The following is a 23508-nucleotide window of genomic DNA, read 5'->3' as shown; positions in this document are numbered from 1 at the left end:
TTTAATCCTTATTTCCACGAAATGATAAAGTTGAATTGTCACGCACTATTTCAGAGTGACCGGGTGATACTGAGCGCGTAACCATGGTTGGCTTACTTGCGGCTAATGTTTCAAACAAGAACGCTTCACCGGGGTTTAAGCCTGCGCCGAACGCTTCTTTACGTAATATGAAATACGGCGCGCCTGCAAAGCTATTAATCGGCGAACAGTCGTTTAGCGTGTCGCCGCTGTAAATGTTGCCGACTGATTCTCCGATCACGTTATAAGCCGTAGTTGATGTAAACACGACTGCCCAGCGCTGTGCTATTGCACCTATGTTAGTGAGTTCAATTGGGTATTGAGTGGTGTTGATTGCGCTTGATGCTGCTGCGCCAAAATCACCAAAGTTGTTTTGCCATGCCGCGAGTGTGCGCTCGTCTTTAGTTTGAGCTTGAAAGTCACCCAAAACCTGTACGCTGCTAACTGTAGAGCCAGCTGGGTAAGCGCGGTTTAGCGGCGTTAACAGGCTTAATGTGTTGCTGTCGATTGCATCTATCAGTGCAAGCTCTGACTGAATTGCAGTGATAATAAACGGCGGTGAAAATGCGCTTATTCCCGCGTTGATAGTTATATCACCCGTTGCAGCATCGTAGCTGTAGTTATCATCAGTTACAGACCAGCAACTTGCACCGGTGCTGTCTACAATGTCGATAAAATCAGCATCAGATAAAACGGTAATCGTTTGGCCGCTTGAAAGAGTTGCAGCAGCTGTGCGCTCGCGGTTTTGCACACTGACTGGGTTAAACGTATGGAAAATTGCTACCGTGCCACCGCCCGGTAATTTTGATGTATCAAAACCGCCCTCTGGTGCGGGTACAGTCACTTGAGAAACTTCGTTGTAATCGTAACGAATTGAATCAGGGCGAACATCAACCGTAAACGTTATATCAACGTAACCCGTTGCGCTCACTTCACCAGTCGCATTCGTGCCACTTATAGCGCCGCTCAAATCACTTGATGCACTGAATGTTGTGCCATCCGTTGTTGTATAAGTGATATAAAGCGAGTCTCTAGCAAACGAGCTGTTTGGTAATTGCCACTGTTTAGAACGGGTTTTTCTATCACCTTTGATGATTGTAGCACCAAGGTTATCTTCAACAGAGCCGTTGAAGTCAGCGCCATCTATATCTGTAATTACACCAGTTTCATAGTCAATAGTTGCAAATACGTAGCCATTTGCAATAAAACGACCTTGCGCATCGGCTTTGTAAATAGACGATTCACCTGCTTTTTTAAGACGACAATAACCGGGTAGAACACTCTCACCCGCTGCTAACGTTATTGTTGGGCTGCTAGTGAAAGAATGAAACCTAAAGTCGTCTTTACTAAAATAATTCAGGGTAAAATATTGGTCTTTTGTTACTGCTGAAGATCTAGGAAGCGTAACTGAAATAGTATTCCCAGTAATAGTTAGATCTGACTGCTTTAAATCAATAGTGACAACTTTATATACTTGACGTTCATAGGCTGCACCCCACGGTGGAAAATACAATTCGGTGGTAAACTTATAGCTTTGATAGCTAGCATTAAATACCGGGGACTCAATCAATAAATCAGGTACTTCAATGTTTATTTCTGTTATATCACCGTAACTAAGCACCCGAGTGCTTCTAAATCCAACTTCACTATCAGGGCTTAAATTTAATGCTTGAGTAATCGTTTGAATACTCGGTGTTAAAGAGCGACTTGCAGACTCGACTCGAAGCTCTTGGCCCTGTGCATCTACTGGTGCAGTTAATAAGCTAGTACCGTGATACTTTGTGCTAGCCAATGACAAATACGGCAGCATTTCAGCCACTGTATCGGTGTCTTTTAGGTCTTGAGCCTCAACGAGTAACACATTTACAAGCGGATCGTCAGGTTGGTCGCTTAAAAACAGGTGAGCGTCTTGCAAGCGGCTTGAATCGTCTGTGCTAAGCGCAGGATATAATTTGACGAGATCAAATGATGATCGGGCATGGTCAATGTCACTGATTGAGCTAAACACATCGTTAAGTTTACCGCTAACAATCGCGTTACTGGTGCGGTGGCCGCCAGCGTGTGGCTCGTTGCCAATACGCTGTGGTTTAAATATTTTTAAATCGGTTCTAAGCATTGTTTATTCCTAAGTTAAACCGTTTTTAAACGTAAATTAATGTTTTGAAAGTGCGTTGGTGCCGAGTCTGAAAAATGCGTATGCGGCACGGCTTCTACGGCTTTTTGGCTGTGGTCCCACACAACATTAAACACAGTGCCGCGTATAGTTATTTCAAACGCGGTGAGGGTTGTTTGTGCATGCTCATATAAAGGTGTAAACACGCTGGCAGCTTCAAAGTCACTGTATAAATTAATTGGGCGGCCTTGTGGTATCAGTGTTTTTTCAATGTGCTGCGCGCCGTTTAATGCGCGTTCGGTTTGCTCTGCGACTGGCAAGTAATCAAACTCATTGAGCCAAACAAAGTTATCCAGGCTTTGTGCATTTATTACGATCATTGGGTGTTACTCAACTGTTCAAGTTTTTGTAAAAATTGCTCTTCAAACTCAGCTAATAAACTGGCCGATTGGCCGCCAGGCAATGCAAGTTCTAATCGGACGGTTTTGCCGTTGCTCGGCTGTTGATTTTTAAGCACGGTTATCAATTCACGTACAGCAGCTGTTAGGCTGTTTAAATCGCCGTTAGAGGCTTTATTGCTGGGCGTATAATTGTTTGTAGGCGGCGTATAGCTTGGCGTTGATGTAGGCGTATACGTCTGTACTTGCTCAACGGCTTTTTGAGTGGTGCTTTGCGCTTTTATCGCTTGCTGCTGTGCGCTAATGGCTGCGTTTAATGTGCTCTTTTGCTCACGCGTTAGGTATGTAAGCTGCTTATTGATTTTGTTGTATAACTCAGTCAGTGCTTTATTACTGCTTGCGTTATCAATTTGGCCGCTAAACTTATTAAATTGGGTATTTTGGGTGTCAGCATAAGCGCGGCGTTCGCGCTCTTCGTTGATCTCTTTACTATCTAAATCGTAAGGGCTGCGGCCGTTCTCTTCTTGATAATCGACTACATCACTTACGCTGGCACGTTGCGATTGATTGTAACGACTTACACTGCTTGATGCGCGATTTGCTGATGCTGCAACACGCTCTAATTCTTCTTTTTGCTCACGTAGGCTTTTTGATGCTGATTCGTTCGCTTTAACCTGATCATTAGTTGCTTGCGTACCAGCTCTAGTTGAGGCCGTGGCCGCATCTTGTGCCGTTTTGTTTTCGCCTAGCTGTTGATTCACAACGGCTAAAATCTTTGCAATACGGTCTTTTTGTTGGTTGTAGTCATCTGCACTAATTGCGTTGTTTCTATATTGTGCAGCTAGTTCATTAAGCTCTTCGTTGAGCTTTTTATTTTCTACGCTTAAATCACGCAGGCTCATGCTTTCAATTTCACGCACTCGGGCTAAATCGGTTTCTTGTTCGATGACTTTACCAGTGAGCCGGTTGTACTCTTTTTGTGCTTCACTTTTTTGCTTAAGCGATGCTTTTGAGTCGTCCAGTACTTGTTTGTGTTTTTCCATAGCTGACTTGGTATTACTTAAAGCAGCAGAAAACTCATCCGCCGCAGTCGCATTATCACCAAAGCCAGGCTTGAGTTGCTTGGCTTTTTTAATTAGCTCATCAAGCTCTTTGGTTAACCCTAGCGCCGCAGCGGCGGCCTGTACTGAAGCTGGCACGGTTTGTTTAGTGGCAGAGGCGGTATCAATGGCAGCCGCCGCCCACTTTGTATATGCTTGCTCAAGCTCATACACGCCGATTTCATTATTCTTATAAGCTTCTTGTAGGGTTTCATATACTTGCTTGGCTTGTTCTTCAGTAGACTTTAACGAGTCGCTGGTAACAATACCTGCTTTACTCATCATCAAACTCAAATCATTAACTGCTTTACCAGCAGTTTCTGTCACGGTAGTAACATTTGCTTTTTGAGCTTCAGTGCTTGCAGCTACTTGTTCATTTGTTGCTTTTACAGTTGTTTTTATAGCTTCATTACTGGTTTGTGTTAGCTGCTCCCATGCCGCATTTAAATTTTTACCATCCTCTAAAATTGATTCATAAAAGCCCTGGCTAACGGCCTTAAGTGCATCTGCTTGGAATTGTGCTTTTTGGGCTAAATCATCAGCGCCCACAAAGTCGAGCACACTCGCAAACGCATCTGTCATTGATGATGTATAGTCAACCGCCGCCATAGCGACTGTTTTAATACCCGCAGTAAAACCATTGAAAACAATTCTAACAGCCCCTACAACGCGCTCAGCCCCTGAAATAAAGCCGTTTATGTTATCGAGTAATACCTTAAATGATTCACCGCCATCAGTGATGATACTACTGAAAAAAGCACTGATTTTTTGAGCGGCTAAATCTATGCTGCCATCTTTCACTAGACGATCAAATTCACTGTTCAGTTGCTTCATAAAGTCGATAGCAACTTGATACACGCCTGAGTCAGCCATTTTGATTTTAAAGGCTTCCCACTTATTACTAATCAGCGTGACTTGGCCACTTAAGCGCTCAAGGCTTTTAGCTGCTTGTCCATCAGCTTGCTTACCCATTTCGTCAAACAGGGCTTTCATGGTGTCGCGTCCTAGCTGACCTGACTCCGACATTTTTTGTAATTCAACCGTATTTTTGCCAGTGACTTGGGCAAGTAAATCCCATACTGGAATACCGCGTTCTACCATTTGCAGAATTTCTTCACCCTGCAATTTTTGTTTAGCCCAGGCTTGGCCAGCCGCTAAAATAATACCTTCTAGTTTTTCTTGTGAGCCACCCAGCTTGGCGTTGTAATCAACCAATGACTGCATTGCACCAGCCATTGGATCAATACCAAAGGTTTTTAAACTTGCAAATGCTTGCTGGGCGCTTTCTAAGCGAGTGCCCGTTTCGTTGGCAAAGTTTTTAATCCATGCTGTTGCTTGCTCACCAGCGGCAATACTGCCCATCATTGCGGCCATTTGCGCGCTAAATGATTGCGCTCTATCACCCGCTGATAAAACCCCTAATACACTGTCTTTTAGCTTATCAAGGCCAATGTATGCACCCGCCATTATAAGTAGGTCTTGGGTTACTTGTTTAATACTAGAGCCAAAACCATCAGCACTTTTTTCAGTATCGTTTAGGGCTTTACGTTGTCTTTCTAAGCGAGTATTAACATTATCAATTGATATTTTTGCGGCAACTTGTTGCTGATCAAGCTGCTTGGTTTCGGCGCTTAAGTTATTTAAATCCTTACCCGTAGCCGTTAACGTAGCTTCAAGCTGCTTAAACTCACCTCGGTTTTTAACGATGGTGGTACTTAGGCTATTTACCGATGTTTGCGCTTCTTTTACGTTTAAATTGTATTCAAGTACTTGCTTGGCCGTGGCTTGCTGGCTTGTTTTAAGCTCGTTAAGTTCAGCTTGCTGTTTTTGGATTGCTGCGGTGTATTGTGCGCTATCTGTGGTTGCTTCTTTTTGTTTTTGTGTAAGCGCTGCAAGCTCAGTTTCTGCTTTTTTAATACCCGCTATATAGTCATTATCAGCTTGCTTAGCTGCTTTTTGCTTAGTGACTAGTTCAGTAAGCGACGTTCCTGCGCGAGTGTAAGCGCGTTCGTTTTCTGCAAGCGATTGTGATAATTGTTCATAACGAGCAATAGCGGCTTTTTGAGCCTCAATATTACCGAGTTGATCGGTTAAGATTTTACTTGCAGCTTCTAGCTCTTTAATTTGTTTATTTGTTTTTTGAGCGCTGTCGCTTACGTTATCTAAGTTCTCGCTGTACTGCTGTGCCTTAGGAGCAGCGTTACTTGCGCTTTTAGCTGCATTGTCTATTTCATCATTGAGCTTTTGTGTGTTTGGTGCAGCCGTTTTAGTGGTATTGTCAAGCTCATCAATTGAGTCAGAGAGCTTTTCAGCTCCGGGGACGGCTTTACTTGTGCTGGTGCTAACGTTGTCTATTTCATCATTGAACTTTTGTGTGTTTGGTGCAGCCTTTTTAGTAGTGTTTTCAAGCTCATCAATTGAATCTGTTAGCTTTTTAGCTGCGGGCGCTGCTTTATCTGTGCTGGTGCTAACATTGTCTATTTCATCACTAAGCTGCTCAGTTTGAGGGGCCGCTGATTTGGCTCTTTGTTCAAGTTCATTTAGTAAATCACTGAGGTTTTTTGTAGCAGGATTAGCCGCATCGGCGCTTTGCTCAATATTTTTAAGCTCTTGTACAAGTTGCTCAATATTTTGCTTGCCTGTGGCCTCAGCAACTATGCGTAGGGCTAATTCTAAGGTTTTATCTGCCATGGGTTAACTCAGTTTTAAACGGTGTTTAAGAGTGTGAAAAAGGGGCCGCAGCCCCGCACAGGAAATTAGGCGTCGAGTTCGGTGTATAAAAACGGGGAGTTTTTGCCTGTCACCACTTTAGCCGTGCCAGTTAAACCACCGCTTACAAACTCACTAGCCGCAAAGTCGATGGCTTTATTGGGCATTAATGAGCTTTCGTATACTTCAAGTTGAATGGCTTTGCCATTGGCAAGGTTTTCACCTTCACCAAAAATACGCGCACGGACTTGGCTTTCAATACCACCTTCAACAGCTCTGCCGCTCATAGCGTTGTGTTGGTAGCTCACAGTAATACTGCCGCCAGCGTCAACTGCACCGCCTTTAATGGAGCGAATAAGGCCAAGGGCATAGTTCACTTCAAAGTCAGTACCTAACACTAAATCAACAGCAGCTTGCTTAACTGTTAAACCTTCACTTGCTAGGTTTTTATGGCCAAGCTCCAGCCAACCTTGGTTTGCTGGGAGTGTTTTAGCGGCATCAACTACATTGCCACTGGCTTGATTAACATCAACCACCTTACCCATTAGCGCCATCGCCAACAGTTCAGACGGCACATCATCAAATTCAATCGACAGCTCAACAGGCTTGGCAATTTTTACATCGTCCAGGGCTTGGCCGTAAGAGTCTTTCTTTTTTGATGTACGGATTTTAGAATCAGCTTCAGTTTTGATCTCAAGCTTAGTCATATTGATAGGGCCAAAAATACCAGTGCTTTGGCCCGTTTTACTTAATCGGTCAATGTAAAAATTGCCCGCTACTAATAAGCCACTCATAGGTGTGCTCCTTTCATTCTCATTTGACAAGTAAAGGCCAGCGGGTAGTACGCAAAACCTTTTGTGAATCGGGGTTTAATTGGTGAGTTAACACGCAGCCAAGGGCCTGTATCGCCAGCTAATTTGCCTGCTAATGCGCGAATAGTGTTAACTAAGTGGGTGCCTGCATTTTCTTTACGGCCTTGGCGTACAACCAAAATCACTAACCAGGTTTGTTTAATTTGCATTAAATTGCCGGCGTTTGCGGTATCGGGTAATTGGTCGCCAAAATATAAGAAATGTAAGCACGGTGTACGTTGTGATGACTCGCCCAAATCAGCTAAGTCAGTAATGTAATTAACTTGCTTAATATTGGGCACAGTCTCAAGCGCGGCTTTTAATGGCTCATGTGCTGCTAAGTAGTCATCGGTTATGTCAAACATCAGATAAACCCTTTTGATTTACCACGGGCAAATACGCTGCCTGCTGATTGCATAACTGCCGTGTCGTCGGTCTGGGCATTTGCGCCTAGCTCATCAACACCTAGCGATAACGTACCTTTACCTACTGCCGCTAAAAACTTCACTGCGTTTTGATAGCGCTCAGTAATGTGCTCTGGCGCGTTATCAGTGCCTAAAAAGTAACGGGCAATATCGCAACACAAACGGGTTAACACGGTTGGCACTATCGTCAGTGGCAGTGAATAGCGCCCCGCTAAATAGCCGTTAATTTCAGCGCTGGCATCGGTTAATGCCTGCTCTAAAATTGGCATATTTATTTGCTCGGGGTCGCTGTCTTCACGCTCTGTTAGCAGCACTAAATCTTGCTGGCCAAAGCGTTTTAGCATGTCATTAGTGCTGGCATAACTCATGATGATTGACCTTGCTTAACAGCATTGCTAAATACTTTCCATGCGGCATTACGCTGCTCAGCAGTTGGTTTGATGGTGATTGTTTGGCCGTCTTCTTCACCGGGCACTTGATACTCAAGCTCATCAACCGTTGGCTTTTTAGCGAAGCGCTGCTCAAGCATGATGGCAATAATTGGGTGTAAGCTTTCATCAATACCCGCTAAATCAACCTCAATAGCTACAGCGTCACCCACACGTCCATCGTCCAATGATGATTGCGAACTTGGCTGCGTAGACGCTTGACGAGTTTGCACGCTAATGTGTGGATCACCGCTAAGGGTCTTAAGTTGCTGCTCGTTAATATCTGAGGCTGGCAATTTATTTTTACCTGGGGCAAATGTAAGGCCCGCACGGCGATACTTTTGACCGCGCGGGTTAGTGACAATGATGCACCCAGTATCAGTACTATTTTTAGACATTTCATATCCTGCCTTTATATAAAACAGTAGGGCTAGCAGGGCTAACCCTAAACGTTAGTGTTAAGCCTGGTTAATCAAGCCAAGGCACAACCATCACTTCAACCGCTTGATAGTTGGTGTTTGATGCACCGCCTTCTTTTTGCATAGCTTCAATAAGTGCTTTAGCCTTACTGCGGTTCGTTGGGCCAACCACTAATAAGTCAGGGTTAATGCCTAATGGGCGGCCTTTGTCTGACTTTAAGCCCATCATTTTTTCAATTGCGCTATTAAAGTTTGCTTCGGTTAGCTCGGCTTTTGAGCCAAAGGCTTGTTGCCAAAACCCAAAACCTGCGTTCACACGTGCATCTACGCCATACAAATACTCATCGGCCATAAACACATGATCAGAGTTGCCCGCATCGGTTTTAGCACTGAGCTGGTAGTCTTTGCGCTTTTGGAAAATAAGCGGTTTAAGTGGGCGGCGGGTATCCAGTAAATACCAAGGGGCTAACGCGCCATCTTGCATATTTGATACAAGCTTTTCGTTTTCACCTTCACCGACATCGTGCTCGGTATCAAAAAAGTTTTGGCCGTCATAACACAAGGTGTTCCAGCCGCTGGCTAAACAGGCATAGGTTAGCTCGTCTGGGTGTGTTGCTGCCGCATAGCCCATATCTTGGAACTTAGCCATTAACACGCCAAACGTATCATCTTCAATATATTCGCTGGGGATGCCTTCAGTGGCTTCAAACTTTTTGTTTTTAATCGAGTACGAGTGCAAGGCCATTTTGTTTATATGGCGATCACCAATCCACTCACGCAAGCGGCTAAATTCACCTAACCAAGCATAATCTTCACTTGATGTAGTCGAAGGTACTACCGTGGCAATACGCGTATAAGTAGGCGTGTAAGTGCTACGGCCTGCATTAAATTCAGTTTTAACGGCCGTAAAAACGGCGCGTAACGATGGGGCTGAAATATCCATAGTGGTTTAAATTCCTAGTTCAACCCAAACACCTTCAGCAGCAACTTCCGTTACTTTGCCTGCGGTGCTTCGGCTATCGGTTGCAGAGTCGATAGACACATGGCCATCGGTCGAGAAATACACGGTGCTGCCAATATGGCTGTCGAGCACATCACCGGCATTGGCAAATAAATGCTCGCCAATTTCAACGGTTGCACGTTGTGCTTTGTCAGCGCCTTGGCTGTTATCAACACCCATGCGCACAATGCCCGCACAGGTGCCAACTGTGCCAACGTTAGTTAGCAAACCATTGCTGGTTAAAATGGCAGGTGCATCGCCAGTTAGTACAACCGATGCAGCAAGTGGGTAGGCTCTAAATTTGCCTTGGCGTTTTGCAATAGCGGCCATGATTATGCGTCCTTATTTTTCAAGAATGCCGCTTTATCAATGCCAGTGGCTTTGAGTACAGCGAGTTCTTCAGTGGTTAATTCAGGATCACGATTGTGTTCTTCGTCAGCCTTTTTCTTTTGTGCAGCGGTGCTTTGAGTGGTGCCCGTTAATGCGGCAATTGGGCTGCGAGCATCCAGCGCGGCTTTTAAAACAGCTACGCCGTTTTGTTTGCCTAAGTCTTGAAAGTACGACACCTCAGCTTCAATAATGCGGCCATCGGCTTTTGCCGCATCAATTGACTGTTCAACGGTTAAACCGTCGTTCTCTGTTTTTAATACAGCGAGTTGTTGGGTCACTGCGTTATAAGTGGCAACGGGCACATACTTCGATAGGTCAACGCTTGAGCCTGAGCTTGCTTTAAGCGCCGCTACTTCAGTGCTGGCAGTGGTTAATTTCGTGCTTAGCTCATCAGCCGAGTCGGCTTTAGTTTTAAGCGTGTTAACTGCGGTGACTGCTGAGCTAAAGTGTTCGGCGGTAGGCTGTTCGCCATCACCCACAGTTACGCCCAGAAGTGCAAGCAGTTGTTGTGCTTCATTCATGGTGGTTTCCTTTTCAGGGGTTGAGGTTTTTAAAACGGCCACCTTGCGCATGCCATCAACAGCAGGTTCGTTGGTCAGCGCAAAGTGGCGTAATTTAACGGGGCGGCCATCGGGGCCATAATGAAATACGGGGCTGATAAAACGGTATTCATCCTCACGTAAAAATTGGGCAGCTTTTTTTGTCCATTGCACATTGAGTGCAAACAAGCCTTCGCCTGGTATGTACTCTAAATCGGCGGGGTTAAACCACCCTGCGGCGGTGGCTTCCTTGCCGTTTTCTTCCGCATGAAGAGTTTGATGTTCGTAGTCAAAGTGGTAATCGTTTTGGCGTGTGCTGGCATCTGCTTTAAGGGTGTTAAATGCAGTTTCATCCATTAGCCAGGCATTGTGTTCGGTATCGCTTGGGCGGCCATCACCTGCGCTAAAGTAACCATCGGGTGCAAGTTGCACGCGCGGGCTGGTGCCATCAGCGGTTACATCGGCATTAAAACGACATACCGCAAGGCCCATGTTTGCAGGCTTACTTGCCGTTAGTACAGCAAGTGAAATGCCTTCCAGTGGCAAACTGCTCCTGATTGTACTTGGTAAGTCTATGTTGTGAGTGTTTAACGGCATGTAACTGGCTACAAGTAAATTAACTTGCAGCCAGTATCGAGGATTTCTTTAGAATGGGATTTTAAACTGGATTAAAAAATAATAGGCTTAGGCACTTTGTTTATCACAACCCACCGAGTGAGCTGGCTAAATGTCACTCGGAAACGTTTCTAACCTCATTTCCAGCTTAGTTAACACCGTACTTGCAACATTCACGCGACTAAATCACCTTATAGGCTCTTAGGGGGCGTTGTGGCGTTTTTAGCTTTCTAATAAAAAATCACCCAGTATCACCAGTAATTCGGTTTCGTTATCGCGGTTTATGCCTAAATATTCACGCTGGGGGATTGCAGCGGGCCCGGGTGCCATTTCTGGCAAGCCGCCAAAGTTATGTATAGCGGCATAGGGTTTGTTACTGCCAATCTGCGCCCAAAAGTCGCCGCTGTCAGCTGTAATAGAGGCCGCGAGGCCGCCAGCTGTGGCTTGCAGTATTTGCCCACCAACGCGTTTGGGGTTACGTTTTAAGTAATTATCGCTAAGTGCTGGCCATGGCGAACCATCAACGGGGCTTTGCTGATCTGCTAGGGCATCTTCGCTGGCACTTTCCATCACAGCGGCAATGGCATCCATGGGTTCGCTTAAGTCGTTAAAGCGTTCAACCAACTGTTCAAGTATGGTTATAACGCCAGTTCCTTCAAGGGTAAGTGAGATAGTTGACATACGTAATAGCCTATTTAATAATCAGTAGTGGTGGTAGTGTTTCCAATGGGTAACGGTTATATGCTTTAACAGCGTATATGATATGAGTTCGAGTCTCGTCCTACCGCCACAATTCATACAACCCGCCATTGATACCGCTTTCGATAGCACTACTGTTTACTTTAAACACATTAATCAATGTGTCTAACTCAGTCCCTGCGCCCGCATATTTTACAACGGCTTTTATCGACACTTCACCTTGCTTTAGTACAAACAATACTTGGTTACGGGCAGGTTCCCATAGCACCTGAGTATTAGGGTGGTTTATCCAGCGGCTTAGGTTACTGTACTGTTCAACGTTTAACGCCGTATTATTTTGTTGGTGTTTTTCACTATGTGCATGGGCAAGTGCTCGTTCAGATAAAACCAAAGTACGGGCAGGATCAATGCCTTTATCAATCAGTTGTTGGTTTATATCGTCTGCTAAAAAGCTCACTACGGTTTTATGTTGTGGCCGTGGGCCATTGGCTTTTAAGCCTGCGGCGTTGTTTGCTTGCTTAGCTAATTGGTAACGCTCAACACGGGCAAGGCTTTCTTTTGTCCATAGCTCAAACGCGGCCTCTCGCGCTGGGCTGTTATTAAGGGCTTGGATGGTTTCGGCTCTTAATTGTGGATCGGGCACTTTACCAAGCTTTTGCGCTATGGCCGTATCGGTGCCAAAAGCGCTTTGCCCTGGTGAATATGCCCAGCCTAGATCAGGAGTCATTACATCATCGGGCGGGAGTTTTACCCGGGCATGAGGCACGGTTTTAATATCGCCTGTTTCGCGGCTGATAATCTCAGCATCAAAGGGTTGTACGTAATTACTGCCATCTTCAACCGTAATGCCCCGCGCTTTAACTTGTGCCTCAGTTAATGCACGTACACGGCAGCGGCAGCCCCAGCCATTAGGCGGGTAAATGGTTTGCCATATTGGATCATCAAACCTGAATACGCGGCCATTTAATAGCTTGTGCTCGGGGCGAGTTTGGCCGTCATCAATGGCCACATACTGCCAATAAGGGTGCGTTTTAGCACGCGATAACATGCGCCGATAACGCCCAGCCATGTACGCCGTTTGCATGTTAGTACGGTAAATTGTGTTTAAGCGATACGGGCTACCTAGCTGTATGTCATCACCCATGGCATTTTTAGCTTTGCCCCACCAACCAAGCTTTTGCAGCTTAGGGGTTAGGCGCTCATTAAACTGCTTAGCTGTTAACCCTTGTGTTAATGCGGCATCTAGCTCGCCACGAATAGCACTGAGCACGTCCATATTTTGTGCGCGCGCAACGGTGAACGCTTTGCTATGGGCGCTCGTCAACATATCGTGCCATTCATCGCTTACGGCGTAACCCTTAGATTTAAAGTAAGCCACCGCGTCTGCGGGCGGCTTATCAAAAGCGCTGGTTAAATTAACGCTAGGCATTGAGCGAACCCCACAGCTCACTTACAAAAAACAACCGCGTGAGTAAATCAGTTAAGCCATCTTGATCCAGCATGGGGTAAAGCTCTGCCAGTTCAATGGCGGCCAGTTCTTCACTTTGGTTGAGCTTATCAAGCAGTGGCTGTAATACGGTTTTGTATTCTTCGCGCATATCGCCGCTGGTAATGGCATCAAGTGCCGTGTCGAGCTGTGCTTGGCTCCGGTTACTTATACCTTCACTTTTAAGCACTGCGAGCGAGCTGGCTTTTAATGCGGCTGCATTGTTACTCATTGGCTCTGTGGGGGCTTCAAGTACGTCATCGCCGTCTTTGGCAATAGGAATGTTTAAACGCTCATGCACCCATGATTTAGGGACTTTCATACCAAGCGAAACCAATGAGCGCAGCGGGTAAGCTAAATCGCGCATTTCGTCACTGGTGGAGTTGTCAAACTCAAAGCGTGGCAGGCGGCGATTGCCTGCGTAGCTTTTACCATTAAGCGCATACAGCGGGTATAAAATATCGCGGTTAATGGTTTGCTCTATTTGATGTAAGTCGCTTTGGGTTATAGAGCTTAGTGCCTCAGCATGTACATTACCCAGCGCATTGGTGCTGGTTTTACCATCGGCTTGGCTGGTTAAGGTACCGCCTAAAATCGCTTTAGATTGGGTAAGTTCACACCAACGGATCATTGATTCAAACGGATCGGCTTGGCCATTCGCAGCGCTTTGAAAATCAATTTCCATGCCTTTGGGGATTATGCCGCCTGCGTTATGGCCAATGCTCATTACTGCGCGTAACAGTGTGGCTTTTTCTTTTGGATTAGCACCGCTAGGGTATTTACCCACACGCACAGGTAAACCGTAAATCTCTAAAAATTCGGCTAGATCACGTACCGAATAATTTTTAAATAAGAACGGCCAGCTTAATACCGACACCAACCCCGCACGGTGAACATAACCCGACTTTGATTTATGAATATGCATAGCCCAGGCGAACGGGTTGGGCTGTTCGCCATTGGCGCTGCCATCATTGAGCATTAATTGATTGCGGTTGTCTGGGTGCGTTTTAAAGATGTTTTGATCGCGAAACTCATAGCCAGTAATGATTTGCTGTTTTTCTACGTAATCCCATTGCAGCTCATTGGGTGAAAAGCCTTTTAAAATAGCGTCACTAAAGTCAAAAAGCAGATCATAAAACCAAGTGGCATCATCAATAATTTCGCCCAGCATATCGGCATCCCGTTGCTCTAATGGGCTGGCATTACGTGGCGCTTTAATATTCCAATCCAACCCAACAATGGCGCGGCGGCGTTTGCCTAAGTCGCAGCTAATATGGCCGTCTTTATCTTCCATATCTTTTGCTAAGTCTGCCATGGCTGCTAGGTTGCCTTGCTCTGCCTCACGCAGTAAGTTTGCCAGCTTTGCAGGGGTAAGCCCTTGGGTTGGATGATCTGCATACTCTTTCATTAGCGAAGCAACGCGGCTGTTATTGTCGGTTTGTTTTTCGTCTAGGGTCTCGAGTGTGAGCGGGTCGCCGTTAATATCTACTAGCATGGTTTAACTCGTATAAGTTGTTTTAGGGTGATCACATACACATCGAGCTTTAATGCATAGTCGATGGCTGCGGTTTTATTTGGGGCGCTAAAATCAAGCGTAATTTCTTGGGCTGCAAATAGCTCTTGGCAAAGTATGCGCCAGCGCATTACCAACACCCCGCGCCTTGGTAGTCGGCCAGTTCGTCATAGTCAAAGTCGCCTTCAGCATGCTTATCTGGCAGTGGGGTAAACTCAATCGCGCTGCCTTGCATCCAAGCAGCACGCACCGCCATTGCCAGCCCCACAGCAAAATCGCCATGGCGCTGGCGGCCATCAGTGCCTTTGCTACTGCCTTTATCTATTTTTGGGGTGCCGTTGCGCACGGTGATCATTTGTAAGTCATCAAGAATGTCTTGGTGTTTTGGTATGGCAATGTTTCTATCTTCAAACTCGGCTTTAAGCTTGGGCATCCACTCCCTATACCATGGGTCGTTAAGCATGACTTGCTCAACCATGTCAGTACCAAAATGTAATGCGGCGGCTTCGGCTAAGTAGCCACCGTTACCTGTTGCATCAAACGCCAGCCCTTGTAAGCGGGGTAATCGTTTAGTTACGTACAGCATCACATAACGCTGCATATCGTAAGTAAGGTTGGTAAGCTCGATTAAAAACGGCACGCGCTTTGATAAATCTCGGGCTATTTCAAGGGGCACAAATACGGTTAAATCGCCACGCCGGGCAAAGTCTTCCCCAAAGCTATGGTTCAGATCAGGATTTAACGTGGTTAAAAACAGATCCAATTGCTCTGTACAAAATGCCTCAATCTCAGATTTTTGGGTGTCTTCGGTCCATGACATAAAATCAGCAGGCGCTTCATAGGTCACAATAGGAATGCCTTTAACCATTGCCATTTCAATTAATGCGCGGGGTATGTAGTTGCCACCGCCTTTTTTAGGTTCACAAAAATACTCTTCCCGGGCATCGTCTTCGCTGGCGGTATCTTTAAGTAAATCAACAATCCATTGTTGCTGTAATTGTTGTGACCAGGGTTTCTTTTTGATTTGGCAAATACGTTGATACAAGCCTTCACGACAGGCATCTTCAATGGTGATGGTGTGAACTGAGTAGCGTTTTTTACCTACGCGGCTGTCTTTTATCAGTTCGTTAAATAAATTATCTACCCCGTTATGCGTTGAAATTAAACGTACCTTTGAGCCCCACATAGTTAGTGCAAGTGCGGCTTTAAGTACTTCGGCTAAGCGATCATGAAAGGCCGCTTCATCTATAGTTACGTTGCCCTGCATACCCCGTAAGTTAGACGGGTTAGAGCTGAGCGCCTGAATTTTAAAGCCTGAACTAAAGTAAATAACAAAGGTTAGAATCTCTTTATCTTCATTTTTTATGACTTCTTCACACACTTGTGAGGCGGCTTTATTAAATGCTTTTGCCCACATGGCTGCGGCATCAATAAACTCGCGGGCCATTTCTTTATTTGAGCCAACATAAAAATGATTGCAGCCATTGGCACTGCGTGCAGCTGCGGCGCATAACACAGCATCGGCAGCCTCAGCCCAGGTTAAACCAGTACGGCGGCTTTTCTCGGCAATTTTTAAAACGGAGTCGTCAGCAATCCAGCGTTTTTGATACCCGAGCAATACTTCGTCAGCGTTAAACTGGCTTATTTCAGCATTCATTTGCTCAGCTGTATTAGCGGCTATCATGTTAAACAATCCCTAATATAGATTTTTTGATTTGTGCAACGGTGTCGGCTGTCATGCCTGCTTGTGTTGCAACGTGCTCAGCAGTGGTGGCGGCTTCTTCTGCAAAGGCTTTACGAATATCTTTTTCGCGTTGGTGGGCTTTCATCGCGGTGGATTCTAAGCGTTGGCAGGCAAGCATCACTTCTTTTAGTAAGCCTACATCAACGGCAGCATCTTCATCAGGGTTGGTCATTTGCTGCATCGTGGCTTTAAATAATAAAGAGCGGGCCATCTCAAGTATTAACTTAGTGGTGTCGCCTGTGGGCTTATCGCCCAGTTGCGCGGTGAGTGCTTTGGTAGATTCGCGCAAGTCTCTTAGGCGCTGGCCGATGGCTTCTGTTTTTTGTGCATGGCGGCTTAGACCACTGCGGCTTATTGTGGCTTCTTCATCAAGACCCGCATTGAGTATTAAGGTGTTTACTTCGTCAAGAATTTGCCCTTGGCTAAAACGCTTATCACGGAGCATTTCGTCTAGGTGTTTCTTAATATCTTCAGGGAGTAAATCAACCTTACTGGGTTTGGTTCTACGCGCTTGCTCAGTCATGTTACCCCCGAGGGCTTGGGCGTTTAATGCCTGGAACAACAATGGTGCCTTCAGCCACATCAATGCCACTGGGCGTTATAGTGCTAACCCATGTGGAGCTTTGGCCTATTTTTTCAATCGTTACGTAGCCGTTACGTTCAAGCCAGCTGAGGTGAGTGTGCAGTTCATCGCGGCCACACTTGAACGAGTACGATTTTAAAATATCGCAGATAATACTGTCGTTTAAATCGTAGCCAGGTTGCTCGTTCAACGCCCGCAAAATGCACAGGCGCGAATGTTCAGCAATAATTTGGTTAATCGCCATTGCGGGTTCCTCTTAGTTCGTTTTCCATTAGTAGATCGGTTAGGCGTTTAATGTCGGTAAGTTGTGGGTTTAACCCATCTATTTTTGTGCTCACTTCAATTAAGCGTTTATCAAGATCGTGAATATCTTTAGAGCTGGGCATTTCTTCTATCGTGCTTTCAACAACAGATAAACGTTGCTCTAATTTTTCGTGGGTTGTTTTAGTGACAAAGGTACTGCGTAGCCAAGCCAATGCTGCGGCCCCAACTATGGCAACACCTACGGTTAAAAAGGCTTTGTACCACTCTAAAATAAAGTCCATGCTAAGCCCTGTAATGCTGTTGTTGTATTTCAAGGAGAGATTGGCACTCCACACAGGTACTACAGTTTTTAACCGCTTTACGCCGTGCTGCGGGTATATCAATGCCGCACTCTTGGCAGTGCATAAACTCTGCCCCTGGTTTGTTGGTTTTTTCACGGTGTAGTGATAGCGCGGCATCTAACAGGTGCTGCTCAATTTTTTGTGCATCGTCTAATTTACTCAACGTGGTTTCCTTACTTTTTCGATAACGTTATTTAAAGCGTGCTTAACGCCTGGTGCGGCTTTCTCAACGGTACGGCCAATCACATAACCGCCTATGCCAAGCTGTAGTAAATCCCATGCTTGCTCAGATAAGCGAAACGCAAGCACACCAAAGGAATCAAGGCAGATCAAAATCAAAAAAGTCAGCATGGTAATGGGCCGCCAATTACGCTGTAGCCAGCTTTCGCCGTTAGCCTCAGCGGTAATTATTTGTGATTGGGCGGCGAGCACTTGGCCTTGTAGCTCAACGACTTTGCCCTCAAGTTCAAGCACCTTACTTTGTGCGGTATTCTCGATGCGTTTGAGTTCGTTGGTAACAATTTGGCGCTCTTCGTCACTGGTGAATAGGTCATCAACCAGTTTGGTAACTGGGGCGACTAAGTTAAACCAATTAGCCATGCTGGCCTCCAAAGCGTTTATGCAGCTGTTGGCGGGCATGTTGGTAATCGCGGTTGCCATTGACTCTAAGTTCAATGTCTATCGCGCTAACAGAGCGCCAGCCTTTGTTAAAGTGGCTTTGCATGGTGCCGCAATGACTATGCAAGGGGATATTGTTAGGGTTAAAAGGCAGGCCGTGCATCCGTGCATCAACCTCCAATTTTATGCGCTGCTCCTTGCCTTTTTTTAATGACCACTCCCAATTTTTACCCATGTTGCCCCCAAAGCTCAGCAAAGGCGTATTCGCTTATATGGGCTAGGCGGTTAAACCAGCCTTCAAGGTTGGGCTTTTGGCTGGCATCATTGGTACAAATACGGGCGTACTTACGGCCACGGTTTACGCTAAGGCGGGCAACTAAACTTTGTGGGGCGCAGCTGCTTACTGCTTTTAAGGTGTTAGGGCCAATACGGCCATCAGCTTTTGCACCGCTGGCACGTTGCAGTACTTGGCTCATGGCAAAGCTGCCATGGTTAATAGCGCCGTCTAAGGTGAGTAAATCAACGCCATCATCAAGTTGCTCGCAGTACATAGCACGCCAGTAATCACGGTGGTAAAGCCGTATAGCGTGGGCAATAGTGAGGTTATTTATATCTACAGTGGGGTATGCACGTTGGCTAATACCGTATTTGGTTAAGCCGCCACGATCACTTACTACGTCATTTAAGCCGCCATCAGCACGTAGGCCACCTTCTAAATAAAGAATGGGCAATATGCAATGTGCAAATTTGAGCGAGTACGGCGCAAGTGCGGCTTGTACTTCGGGGCGCTGATTAAAACAGCTTAAATTAGGTAATGGGGTTAGGGTTAAACGCACTTGGCACTCCTGCAATCCCGTTAAGGTTTGCGCCAGAGTGCCAAGTTTTAGGAGGAGTGAATTTTAAACTGGATTAAAAATTATTTTTTTTGGAGTAAGGTAGTTGCTACATCTTTCGCTATATCAGATATATAGAAAAACCATCTTTATGCGTATGCGCATCAAATAATATTGAATTGTTATACTTCACCATGTATGTATAGATTGGCCTATGTTCAGGGTTATATGAATTAATATTACCTTCGCCTGTCTTCGAGAAGTAGGATATAAAGTCACCCAACTTTTTATGTTTCAAATCTTGAAAGAATAATGATATTGCACTTTCACATATTTTATCCCATTCCTTCCAGCTCTCTTCTAACACCTTTTTACCTTCTGGGGTCAGTTTCAGCCTAAATGCTAGCTTGTATTGCTCAAAATCGATAAAGCCAGACTTCTTTAAATTGCATATATCGCTATGATCTGTACAGCACTCTATATGAGTTGAATAACGTAATGATTCCAACCAATGAAGCTGGACTATATTTAAATTGTGAAGCTCTTCCCTCAGTTTACTCAGTAAGTTAATAGACTCTTGTTGTTTGATTTTTTCTTTATTGATAAGTTCATACTTACTTTTTACAGGAATAAAAACAGATCTCAATAATTGACCTAATACTCGAATGCTTGATATGAAAATTAACCCGTACAATAAGTTAATCACTAAAGTGGGTAAATTGATTATGCCTTTAAGCTGCAATGTCACTACTAGAATAGAAATGATAAGAGCGGCTAAAGCATTTGTAGTGTCTGTAATTGTTTCTTTAAATGTTTGAGTCCAAGCTATTTTTAATTCTGAATTTGGATCTTTCATTATGCACCTATTACAAAAGGTTTAGTTTAGCTGGTACTGTTAGCGCAGCAACGAGGAAACTTATCAAAATGGGGCTATATAACTCTAGGTACTCCCTTTCTCTAAAGAGGTTGTGCAACCAAAAGTAAAATATTTTATATACTGCTTTAGGATACATTTTAATATTTTTAAGATCACACAAAGGTATTATTTTAGATCTTGTGTCCCCATGCTCGTTATCGAAAATTGTAATATCTAATTTTGAATTTAAGAATAGATTTGGAATAAGGACGCACTTAACTGTGTCCCTATTAGGGTTGTCGGTGTCATGATTATAATCATGAAATGGGAGTAACCTTTCAACTAGGAAGCCACTTGATTTATCCGCATAGTGGTTTTTCAAGAGAAAAAAAGGATCTTTTAGTGCCTTTTTCCCCCAGCTTTCTTGATAGAGTTTTAGGTACTCATTACTTAGTGAGTAGTATTTTAATAATAAAAAGCCCATAGATAACAGAAGTAAATCACTCAGCCCACCGGGCTTAGAAAACGTTAATTTAAAAATAAAAGTATTAGCTTCTGTTATTTTAGCGCCTGAGAAAGTTAGGGCTAGTAAGAGCATAGCGATAATAACTAACACTTTTTTACAGCTTGCTAGTGCAGTATCTTCGCTTATCTTTTCTTTAAGTGTTTTTGTTTGTTCGGTCATTGATATTTACAGCTTTATTTTCTTACGAAATGTTGAACAGTACTTAACCCAGTACCGTTATGATCTAAAAAGCATTCAGAGAATGTTGTGCCATCATAAGCACCATAGCCATTTTTAGCTTTTACTTCTAAAACTAACAGCTGTCTAGCGCCGCTGTCGTCCTGTTCCCAGCGCTTGAAATGGCTAACAACCTTAACTGACTCAGGATCTTTCCATGACCTAGTTTGCTTTACTTGCTTTAAGCATTGGTTAACTAGTTGGCTGGGGTTCGCTGTCGCATTACTTTTGCCCGATTGTACTTTGACTATTTGGGCATCAGCACTACAAGGCTGATCACTGAATGTGATTACACCGTTTACGGTGCATTTGTATACTTGTGCTGCGTTGAGTTGGGCACTCATTATTAGTGCAAATAATAAAATCCGTTTCACTTAAAATCCTTTAAATAGTTATTTATAAAGCAGTATTACAAATCTTTCCCCATCCACACAACTCGGCCAACTATGTGTAGTTGATCTAAGCTTTCTTGCGGTACGAGTTGAGCCTCGTAGGCTGGGTTGTCTGACAGTATTTTAATACCGCCTGTAAATTGCCTCTGTAGGCGTTTTACGAGTAGATGGCTGTCTAAGTCTATTACATAAATACCATCTACAAAGTTATCTAATGGTGATGTATCAACCACTAGCGACTCGCCGCTAATAATGGTTGGATGCATGCTGTCGCCTTTGGCTGTTATAACCACCAAATTACTCTTATTTAAGTTGCGTTTAGATAGCCATTGGCAATCAAACACCATGCTCTTATCTGAATATTCTTCACTGATCACCATTGCGCCATGGCCAGCGGAGGCTTCTACATCAACTACCGGCACATAAAATAGATTTGCTGGCAGAAAATCAGCGCTAGGTGTTTTTACTAATTGCTTCTTTTTTGATACCTGCTCATCAAAGGTTTCATTATTTAACCTTTTAGAATGTTCGCCTGTTACTACAAAATGTATATCAAATCCAATCTTTCCAAGCTCTGCTAATTTGTCTGATGGGATTGGAGAACCAGACTCCCAGCGGTAGTAAGTAACCTTACTGACACCCACAGACTCAAAGACATCTTTTTGTTTTAGGTTAAGCCTTTCTCTTTCTTGTAATAAAAAAGGTTTCATATATTTATCTTTTTATATTGACAGGGTGCAAATATGAACCCTATACTTAACTCGAATCTTAACTAAACCCTTTTATGCTCTGTTCGCCAAAACTACATAAAAGGATTAATTACAAAAAGGTAATGTACTATGAAAGCACAAGAAATAAAACAAGCTATTAAGCTCAAAGGTTACAGCTTGTCTATGCTTGCTGATGCTTTGGGCGTAAATCTTGCCACTGTATCGGGTGTGGTTTGTGGCCATACTCAATCTCGCCGCGTTGCTGATGTGTAGTGGCATAATTAAATTGGACAACTGCTAAGAGGCTATACTAACCCAAAGAAGGAAAATAGTATGACCAACAAACGCAACCAATATACCCGAGAATTTAAATTAGAAGCGATTAGCTTAGTCACTGATCACAACCGCACCATACCTGATGTGGCAAGCTCACTGGGTATTGGCAAATCTACCCTGCAGAAATGGCTAAGTCAGTACCGTCAAGAAATGAGTGGCCAAGCGCCTAAAGTCGGCAACGCTTTAACGGATGAACAGCGCGAGCTTCAAGAATTGCGTAAGCAGGTTAAGCGGCTGACTATGGAGCGCGACATATTAAAAAAGGCTTCTGCTCTGCTGGCCTTGGACAGCCTGAACGGCTATCGCTGATAAGCAAGCTTGCAGAGCAAGACAAACAGGCCAGTAAAAGCCTTTTATGCAAGTTGTTTGGGGTATTGAGGAGCAGTTACTACTATGGACTAAAGCCCAAGCCCATCAGCCTTGAAGCCGTCAAAACTAAAGCATTAGTCCGCCAAATATTTAACGACTCAAAGCGCTCAGCAGGCGCTCGCAGCATTGCCGCTATACTAATGAATGAACACGGCATCAAGCTGACCCGTTATATGGTAGGTAAACTTATGAGCAGCATGGGGCTTAAAAGCTGTCAGTTAAAGACGCATAAATACAAGCACTGTGATGAAGAACACAAAGCTCATGACAACATACTGAACCGTAACTTTAGCCCCACATCGCCCAATCATGTCTGGACAGGTGATGTCACTTATGTTCGCATTAAAGGCGGCTGGTGCTACCTAGCTATCGTTTTAGATTTATATGCTCGTCGTATTGTTGGCTTTGCTGTATCAGATTCGCCTGACAGTATGCTGACAACCAAAGCGCTGCAGATGGCGTATCAGTCGCGCTTAAAGCCAAGTGGGGTGTTGTTTCACTCTGATCAAGGCACCCATTACACTAGCAAGAAGTTTGCTGAATCCGTGGCAAGTTGTAATGGCATGAAGCAGAGCATGAGCCGAAAAGGTAACTGTTGGGACAACGCGCCAACTGAAAGGTTCTTCAGGAGCTTTAAAACAGAATGGATGCCAAAGGGCGGTTATGAGAATATTGCTGAAGCTCGGACTGCCATTATTGATTATATTTGGGGCTATTATCAGTCAGTGAGACCACACCGTTTTAATGATTATTTAACACCGCTAGAAAAAGAGAAACGCTACTTTAACAAAAACCTCTTATCAGGTGTCCTAAATTAGTTGACCACTACAATGCCATTTCTAAACTCATTGATAAACCCGTAAAAGAAATTTTCCCTGATGTTGAATCGTACTCTCGCCCTAAGCTTTTAAAGGGAGCATTACGCCAGCAAGGCGTTGAAGAGCTTAAACAGTTATTAGCCTCTTGAGTGGTAATTATTGCTGGGCTTAATAGCCAGCGCATAACTAATTCAGTAAC

29 protein-coding genes are annotated in these 23508 nt (G+C 44.5%); 3 read left to right on the top strand and 26 right to left on the bottom strand.

Annotated features, from left to right (window positions below; genetic code table 11):
- Position 1: 1 nt before the first annotated feature.
- The 26 genes from NDQ71_RS01050 to NDQ71_RS00925 form a co-directional block, all read right to left on the bottom strand.
- Positions 2-2134 carry a hypothetical protein gene (locus tag NDQ71_RS01050; RefSeq protein ID WP_301562106.1) on the bottom strand — a complete coding sequence of 711 codons (2133 nt, stop codon included), beginning with the start codon at positions 2132-2134 and terminating at the stop codon, positions 2-4.
- A 14-nt stretch (positions 2135-2148) separates the two neighbouring features.
- On the bottom strand, positions 2149-2511 hold the full coding sequence (locus NDQ71_RS01045; protein WP_301562105.1) for a hypothetical protein: 363 nt from the start codon (positions 2509-2511) through the stop codon (positions 2149-2151).
- On the bottom strand, positions 2508-6320 hold the full coding sequence (locus NDQ71_RS01040; RefSeq protein ID WP_301562104.1) for a tape measure protein: 3813 nt from the start codon (positions 6318-6320) through the stop codon (positions 2508-2510). The genes NDQ71_RS01045 and NDQ71_RS01040 overlap by 4 nt, the downstream gene beginning before the upstream one ends.
- A 65-nt stretch (positions 6321-6385) precedes the next feature.
- Positions 6386-7132 carry a hypothetical protein gene (locus NDQ71_RS01035; RefSeq protein ID WP_301562103.1) on the bottom strand — a complete coding sequence of 249 codons (747 nt, stop codon included), beginning with the start codon at positions 7130-7132 and terminating at the stop codon, positions 6386-6388.
- A complete protein-coding gene (locus NDQ71_RS01030) occupies positions 7129-7554 on the bottom strand; it encodes a hypothetical protein (protein ID WP_301562102.1) in 426 nt (141 codons plus the stop codon). The genes NDQ71_RS01035 and NDQ71_RS01030 overlap by 4 nt, the downstream gene beginning before the upstream one ends.
- Positions 7554-7982, bottom strand: a complete 429-nt coding sequence (locus tag NDQ71_RS01025) for a gp436 family protein (protein ID WP_301562101.1) — start codon at positions 7980-7982, stop codon at positions 7554-7556. The genes NDQ71_RS01030 and NDQ71_RS01025 overlap by 1 nt, the downstream gene beginning before the upstream one ends.
- On the bottom strand, positions 7979-8440 hold the full coding sequence (locus NDQ71_RS01020; RefSeq protein WP_301562100.1) for an HI1506-related protein: 462 nt from the start codon (positions 8438-8440) through the stop codon (positions 7979-7981). Before NDQ71_RS01020 ends, NDQ71_RS01025 begins: the two co-directional genes overlap by 4 nt.
- Before the next feature lie 70 nt (positions 8441-8510).
- Positions 8511-9404 carry a Mu-like prophage major head subunit gpT family protein gene (locus NDQ71_RS01015; protein WP_182702630.1) on the bottom strand — a complete coding sequence of 298 codons (894 nt, stop codon included), beginning with the start codon at positions 9402-9404 and terminating at the stop codon, positions 8511-8513.
- Positions 9405-9410: 6 nt separating this feature from the next.
- On the bottom strand, positions 9411-9791 hold the full coding sequence (locus NDQ71_RS01010) for a hypothetical protein (RefSeq protein ID WP_301562099.1): 381 nt from the start codon (positions 9789-9791) through the stop codon (positions 9411-9413).
- 2 nt (positions 9792-9793) lie between these two features.
- Positions 9794-10987: a phage protease gene (locus NDQ71_RS01005; RefSeq protein ID WP_301562098.1), complete on the bottom strand. Its 1194-nt coding sequence runs from the start codon at positions 10985-10987 to the stop codon at positions 9794-9796.
- A 240-nt stretch (positions 10988-11227) separates the two neighbouring features.
- Positions 11228-11686 carry a phage virion morphogenesis protein gene (locus NDQ71_RS01000; RefSeq protein ID WP_301562097.1) on the bottom strand — a complete coding sequence of 153 codons (459 nt, stop codon included), beginning with the start codon at positions 11684-11686 and terminating at the stop codon, positions 11228-11230.
- Between the two features lie 100 nt (positions 11687-11786).
- Positions 11787-13133 (bottom strand): phage minor head protein, encoded by a 1347-nt coding sequence (locus tag NDQ71_RS00995; protein WP_301562096.1) that lies wholly within the window; start codon positions 13131-13133, stop codon positions 11787-11789.
- The gene (locus tag NDQ71_RS00990) at positions 13126-14685 is read right to left on the bottom strand and encodes a DUF935 domain-containing protein (RefSeq protein WP_301562095.1); all 1560 of its coding nucleotides are present in this window, start codon (positions 14683-14685) and stop codon (positions 13126-13128) included. Before NDQ71_RS00990 ends, NDQ71_RS00995 begins: the two co-directional genes overlap by 8 nt.
- Positions 14679-14834 carry a hypothetical protein gene (locus tag NDQ71_RS00985; protein ID WP_171039040.1) on the bottom strand — a complete coding sequence of 52 codons (156 nt, stop codon included), beginning with the start codon at positions 14832-14834 and terminating at the stop codon, positions 14679-14681. Before NDQ71_RS00985 ends, NDQ71_RS00990 begins: the two co-directional genes overlap by 7 nt.
- Complete coding sequence (locus NDQ71_RS00980) at positions 14834-16387, bottom strand: terminase family protein (RefSeq protein WP_301562094.1); 1554 nt, start codon at positions 16385-16387, stop codon at positions 14834-14836. Before NDQ71_RS00980 ends, NDQ71_RS00985 begins: the two co-directional genes overlap by 1 nt.
- A gap of 1 nt (position 16388) precedes the next feature.
- Positions 16389-16970, bottom strand: coding sequence for a DUF3486 family protein (locus NDQ71_RS00975; RefSeq protein WP_301562093.1), 582 nt, complete (start codon positions 16968-16970; stop codon positions 16389-16391).
- 1 nt (position 16971) lies between these two features.
- A complete protein-coding gene (locus NDQ71_RS00970) occupies positions 16972-17274 on the bottom strand; it encodes a hypothetical protein (protein ID WP_301562092.1) in 303 nt (100 codons plus the stop codon).
- The gene (locus tag NDQ71_RS00965; RefSeq protein WP_301562091.1) at positions 17264-17575 is read right to left on the bottom strand and encodes a DUF2730 family protein; all 312 of its coding nucleotides are present in this window, start codon (positions 17573-17575) and stop codon (positions 17264-17266) included. The genes NDQ71_RS00970 and NDQ71_RS00965 overlap by 11 nt, the downstream gene beginning before the upstream one ends.
- Position 17576: 1 nt before the next feature.
- Complete coding sequence (locus NDQ71_RS00960; RefSeq protein WP_301562090.1) at positions 17577-17798, bottom strand: TraR/DksA family transcriptional regulator; 222 nt, start codon at positions 17796-17798, stop codon at positions 17577-17579.
- Positions 17795-18235 carry a 3TM-type holin gene (locus NDQ71_RS00955; RefSeq protein ID WP_182702642.1) on the bottom strand — a complete coding sequence of 147 codons (441 nt, stop codon included), beginning with the start codon at positions 18233-18235 and terminating at the stop codon, positions 17795-17797. The genes NDQ71_RS00960 and NDQ71_RS00955 overlap by 4 nt, the downstream gene beginning before the upstream one ends.
- Complete coding sequence (locus NDQ71_RS00950) at positions 18228-18488, bottom strand: hypothetical protein (protein ID WP_301562089.1); 261 nt, start codon at positions 18486-18488, stop codon at positions 18228-18230. Before NDQ71_RS00950 ends, NDQ71_RS00955 begins: the two co-directional genes overlap by 8 nt.
- Entirely contained in the window at positions 18481-19089 is a 609-nt protein-coding gene (locus tag NDQ71_RS00945; protein WP_301562088.1) for a glycoside hydrolase family 108 protein, read from the bottom strand. Before NDQ71_RS00945 ends, NDQ71_RS00950 begins: the two co-directional genes overlap by 8 nt.
- A gap of 118 nt (positions 19090-19207) precedes the next feature.
- Positions 19208-19942 (bottom strand): hypothetical protein, encoded by a 735-nt coding sequence (locus NDQ71_RS00940; protein WP_301562087.1) that lies wholly within the window; start codon positions 19940-19942, stop codon positions 19208-19210.
- Positions 19943-19952: 10 nt separating this feature from the next.
- Positions 19953-20627, bottom strand: coding sequence for a hypothetical protein (locus NDQ71_RS00935; RefSeq protein WP_301562086.1), 675 nt, complete (start codon positions 20625-20627; stop codon positions 19953-19955).
- A 14-nt stretch (positions 20628-20641) separates the two neighbouring features.
- Positions 20642-21058 carry a DUF4124 domain-containing protein gene (locus NDQ71_RS00930; RefSeq protein WP_301562085.1) on the bottom strand — a complete coding sequence of 139 codons (417 nt, stop codon included), beginning with the start codon at positions 21056-21058 and terminating at the stop codon, positions 20642-20644.
- Positions 21059-21093: 35 nt separating this feature from the next.
- A complete protein-coding gene (locus NDQ71_RS00925) occupies positions 21094-21786 on the bottom strand; it encodes a S24 family peptidase (RefSeq protein WP_301562084.1) in 693 nt (230 codons plus the stop codon).
- A gap of 129 nt (positions 21787-21915) precedes the next feature.
- Here NDQ71_RS00925 and NDQ71_RS00920 point away from each other — a divergent pair, with 129 nt between their 5' ends.
- From NDQ71_RS00920 to NDQ71_RS00910, 3 genes are read left to right on the top strand one after another with little or no spacing between them, the layout of a single operon-like run.
- Positions 21916-22059, top strand: a complete 144-nt coding sequence (locus tag NDQ71_RS00920) for a hypothetical protein (protein WP_301562083.1) — start codon at positions 21916-21918, stop codon at positions 22057-22059.
- 60 nt (positions 22060-22119) lie between these two features.
- Positions 22120-22431: a transposase gene (locus tag NDQ71_RS00915; RefSeq protein WP_201608430.1), complete on the top strand. Its 312-nt coding sequence runs from the start codon at positions 22120-22122 to the stop codon at positions 22429-22431.
- The gene (locus NDQ71_RS00910; protein WP_201608432.1) at positions 22377-23309 is read left to right on the top strand and encodes an IS3 family transposase; all 933 of its coding nucleotides are present in this window, start codon (positions 22377-22379) and stop codon (positions 23307-23309) included. The genes NDQ71_RS00915 and NDQ71_RS00910 overlap by 55 nt, the downstream gene beginning before the upstream one ends.
- Positions 23310-23508 lie beyond the last annotated feature (199 nt).

It is taken from the genome of Pseudoalteromonas sp. KG3 (assembly GCF_030436385.1).
Classification (GTDB): domain Bacteria; phylum Pseudomonadota; class Gammaproteobacteria; order Enterobacterales; family Alteromonadaceae; genus Pseudoalteromonas; species Pseudoalteromonas prydzensis.
This window is presented reverse-complemented; position numbering and strand designations above follow the sequence as displayed.

Bases quoted from the DNA above. Each gene is read 5' to 3' on its own strand.
- NDQ71_RS01050 (WP_301562106.1), bottom strand. From the start codon at position 2,134: ATGCTTAGAACCGATTTAAAAATATTTAAACCACAGCGTATTGGCAAC.
- NDQ71_RS01045 (WP_301562105.1), bottom strand. From the start codon at position 2,511: ATGATCGTAATAAATGCACAAAGCCTGGATAACTTTGTTTGGCTCAAT.
- NDQ71_RS01040 (WP_301562104.1), bottom strand. From the start codon at position 6,320: ATGGCAGATAAAACCTTAGAATTAGCCCTACGCATAGTTGCTGAGGCC.
- NDQ71_RS01035 (WP_301562103.1), bottom strand. From the start codon at position 7,132: ATGAGTGGCTTATTAGTAGCGGGCAATTTTTACATTGACCGATTAAGT.
- NDQ71_RS01030 (WP_301562102.1), bottom strand. From the start codon at position 7,554: ATGTTTGACATAACCGATGACTACTTAGCAGCACATGAGCCATTAAAA.
- NDQ71_RS01025 (WP_301562101.1), bottom strand. From the start codon at position 7,982: ATGAGTTATGCCAGCACTAATGACATGCTAAAACGCTTTGGCCAGCAA.
- NDQ71_RS01020 (WP_301562100.1), bottom strand. From the start codon at position 8,440: ATGTCTAAAAATAGTACTGATACTGGGTGCATCATTGTCACTAACCCG.
- NDQ71_RS01015 (WP_182702630.1), bottom strand. From the start codon at position 9,404: ATGGATATTTCAGCCCCATCGTTACGCGCCGTTTTTACGGCCGTTAAA.
- NDQ71_RS01010 (WP_301562099.1), bottom strand. From the start codon at position 9,791: ATGGCCGCTATTGCAAAACGCCAAGGCAAATTTAGAGCCTACCCACTT.
- NDQ71_RS01005 (WP_301562098.1), bottom strand. From the start codon at position 10,987: ATGCCGTTAAACACTCACAACATAGACTTACCAAGTACAATCAGGAGC.
- NDQ71_RS01000 (WP_301562097.1), bottom strand. From the start codon at position 11,686: ATGTCAACTATCTCACTTACCCTTGAAGGAACTGGCGTTATAACCATA.
- NDQ71_RS00995 (WP_301562096.1), bottom strand. From the start codon at position 13,133: ATGCCTAGCGTTAATTTAACCAGCGCTTTTGATAAGCCGCCCGCAGAC.
- NDQ71_RS00990 (WP_301562095.1), bottom strand. From the start codon at position 14,685: ATGCTAGTAGATATTAACGGCGACCCGCTCACACTCGAGACCCTAGAC.
- NDQ71_RS00985 (WP_171039040.1), bottom strand. From the start codon at position 14,834: ATGCGCTGGCGCATACTTTGCCAAGAGCTATTTGCAGCCCAAGAAATT.
- NDQ71_RS00980 (WP_301562094.1), bottom strand. From the start codon at position 16,387: ATGATAGCCGCTAATACAGCTGAGCAAATGAATGCTGAAATAAGCCAG.
- NDQ71_RS00975 (WP_301562093.1), bottom strand. From the start codon at position 16,970: ATGACTGAGCAAGCGCGTAGAACCAAACCCAGTAAGGTTGATTTACTC.
- NDQ71_RS00970 (WP_301562092.1), bottom strand. From the start codon at position 17,274: ATGGCGATTAACCAAATTATTGCTGAACATTCGCGCCTGTGCATTTTG.
- NDQ71_RS00965 (WP_301562091.1), bottom strand. From the start codon at position 17,575: ATGGACTTTATTTTAGAGTGGTACAAAGCCTTTTTAACCGTAGGTGTT.
- NDQ71_RS00955 (WP_182702642.1), bottom strand. From the start codon at position 18,235: ATGGCTAATTGGTTTAACTTAGTCGCCCCAGTTACCAAACTGGTTGAT.
- NDQ71_RS00950 (WP_301562089.1), bottom strand. From the start codon at position 18,488: ATGGGTAAAAATTGGGAGTGGTCATTAAAAAAAGGCAAGGAGCAGCGC.
- NDQ71_RS00940 (WP_301562087.1), bottom strand. From the start codon at position 19,942: ATGAAAGATCCAAATTCAGAATTAAAAATAGCTTGGACTCAAACATTT.
- NDQ71_RS00935 (WP_301562086.1), bottom strand. From the start codon at position 20,627: ATGACCGAACAAACAAAAACACTTAAAGAAAAGATAAGCGAAGATACT.
- NDQ71_RS00925 (WP_301562084.1), bottom strand. From the start codon at position 21,786: ATGAAACCTTTTTTATTACAAGAAAGAGAAAGGCTTAACCTAAAACAA.
- NDQ71_RS00920 (WP_301562083.1), top strand. From the start codon at position 21,916: ATGAAAGCACAAGAAATAAAACAAGCTATTAAGCTCAAAGGTTACAGC.
- NDQ71_RS00915 (WP_201608430.1), top strand. From the start codon at position 22,120: ATGACCAACAAACGCAACCAATATACCCGAGAATTTAAATTAGAAGCG.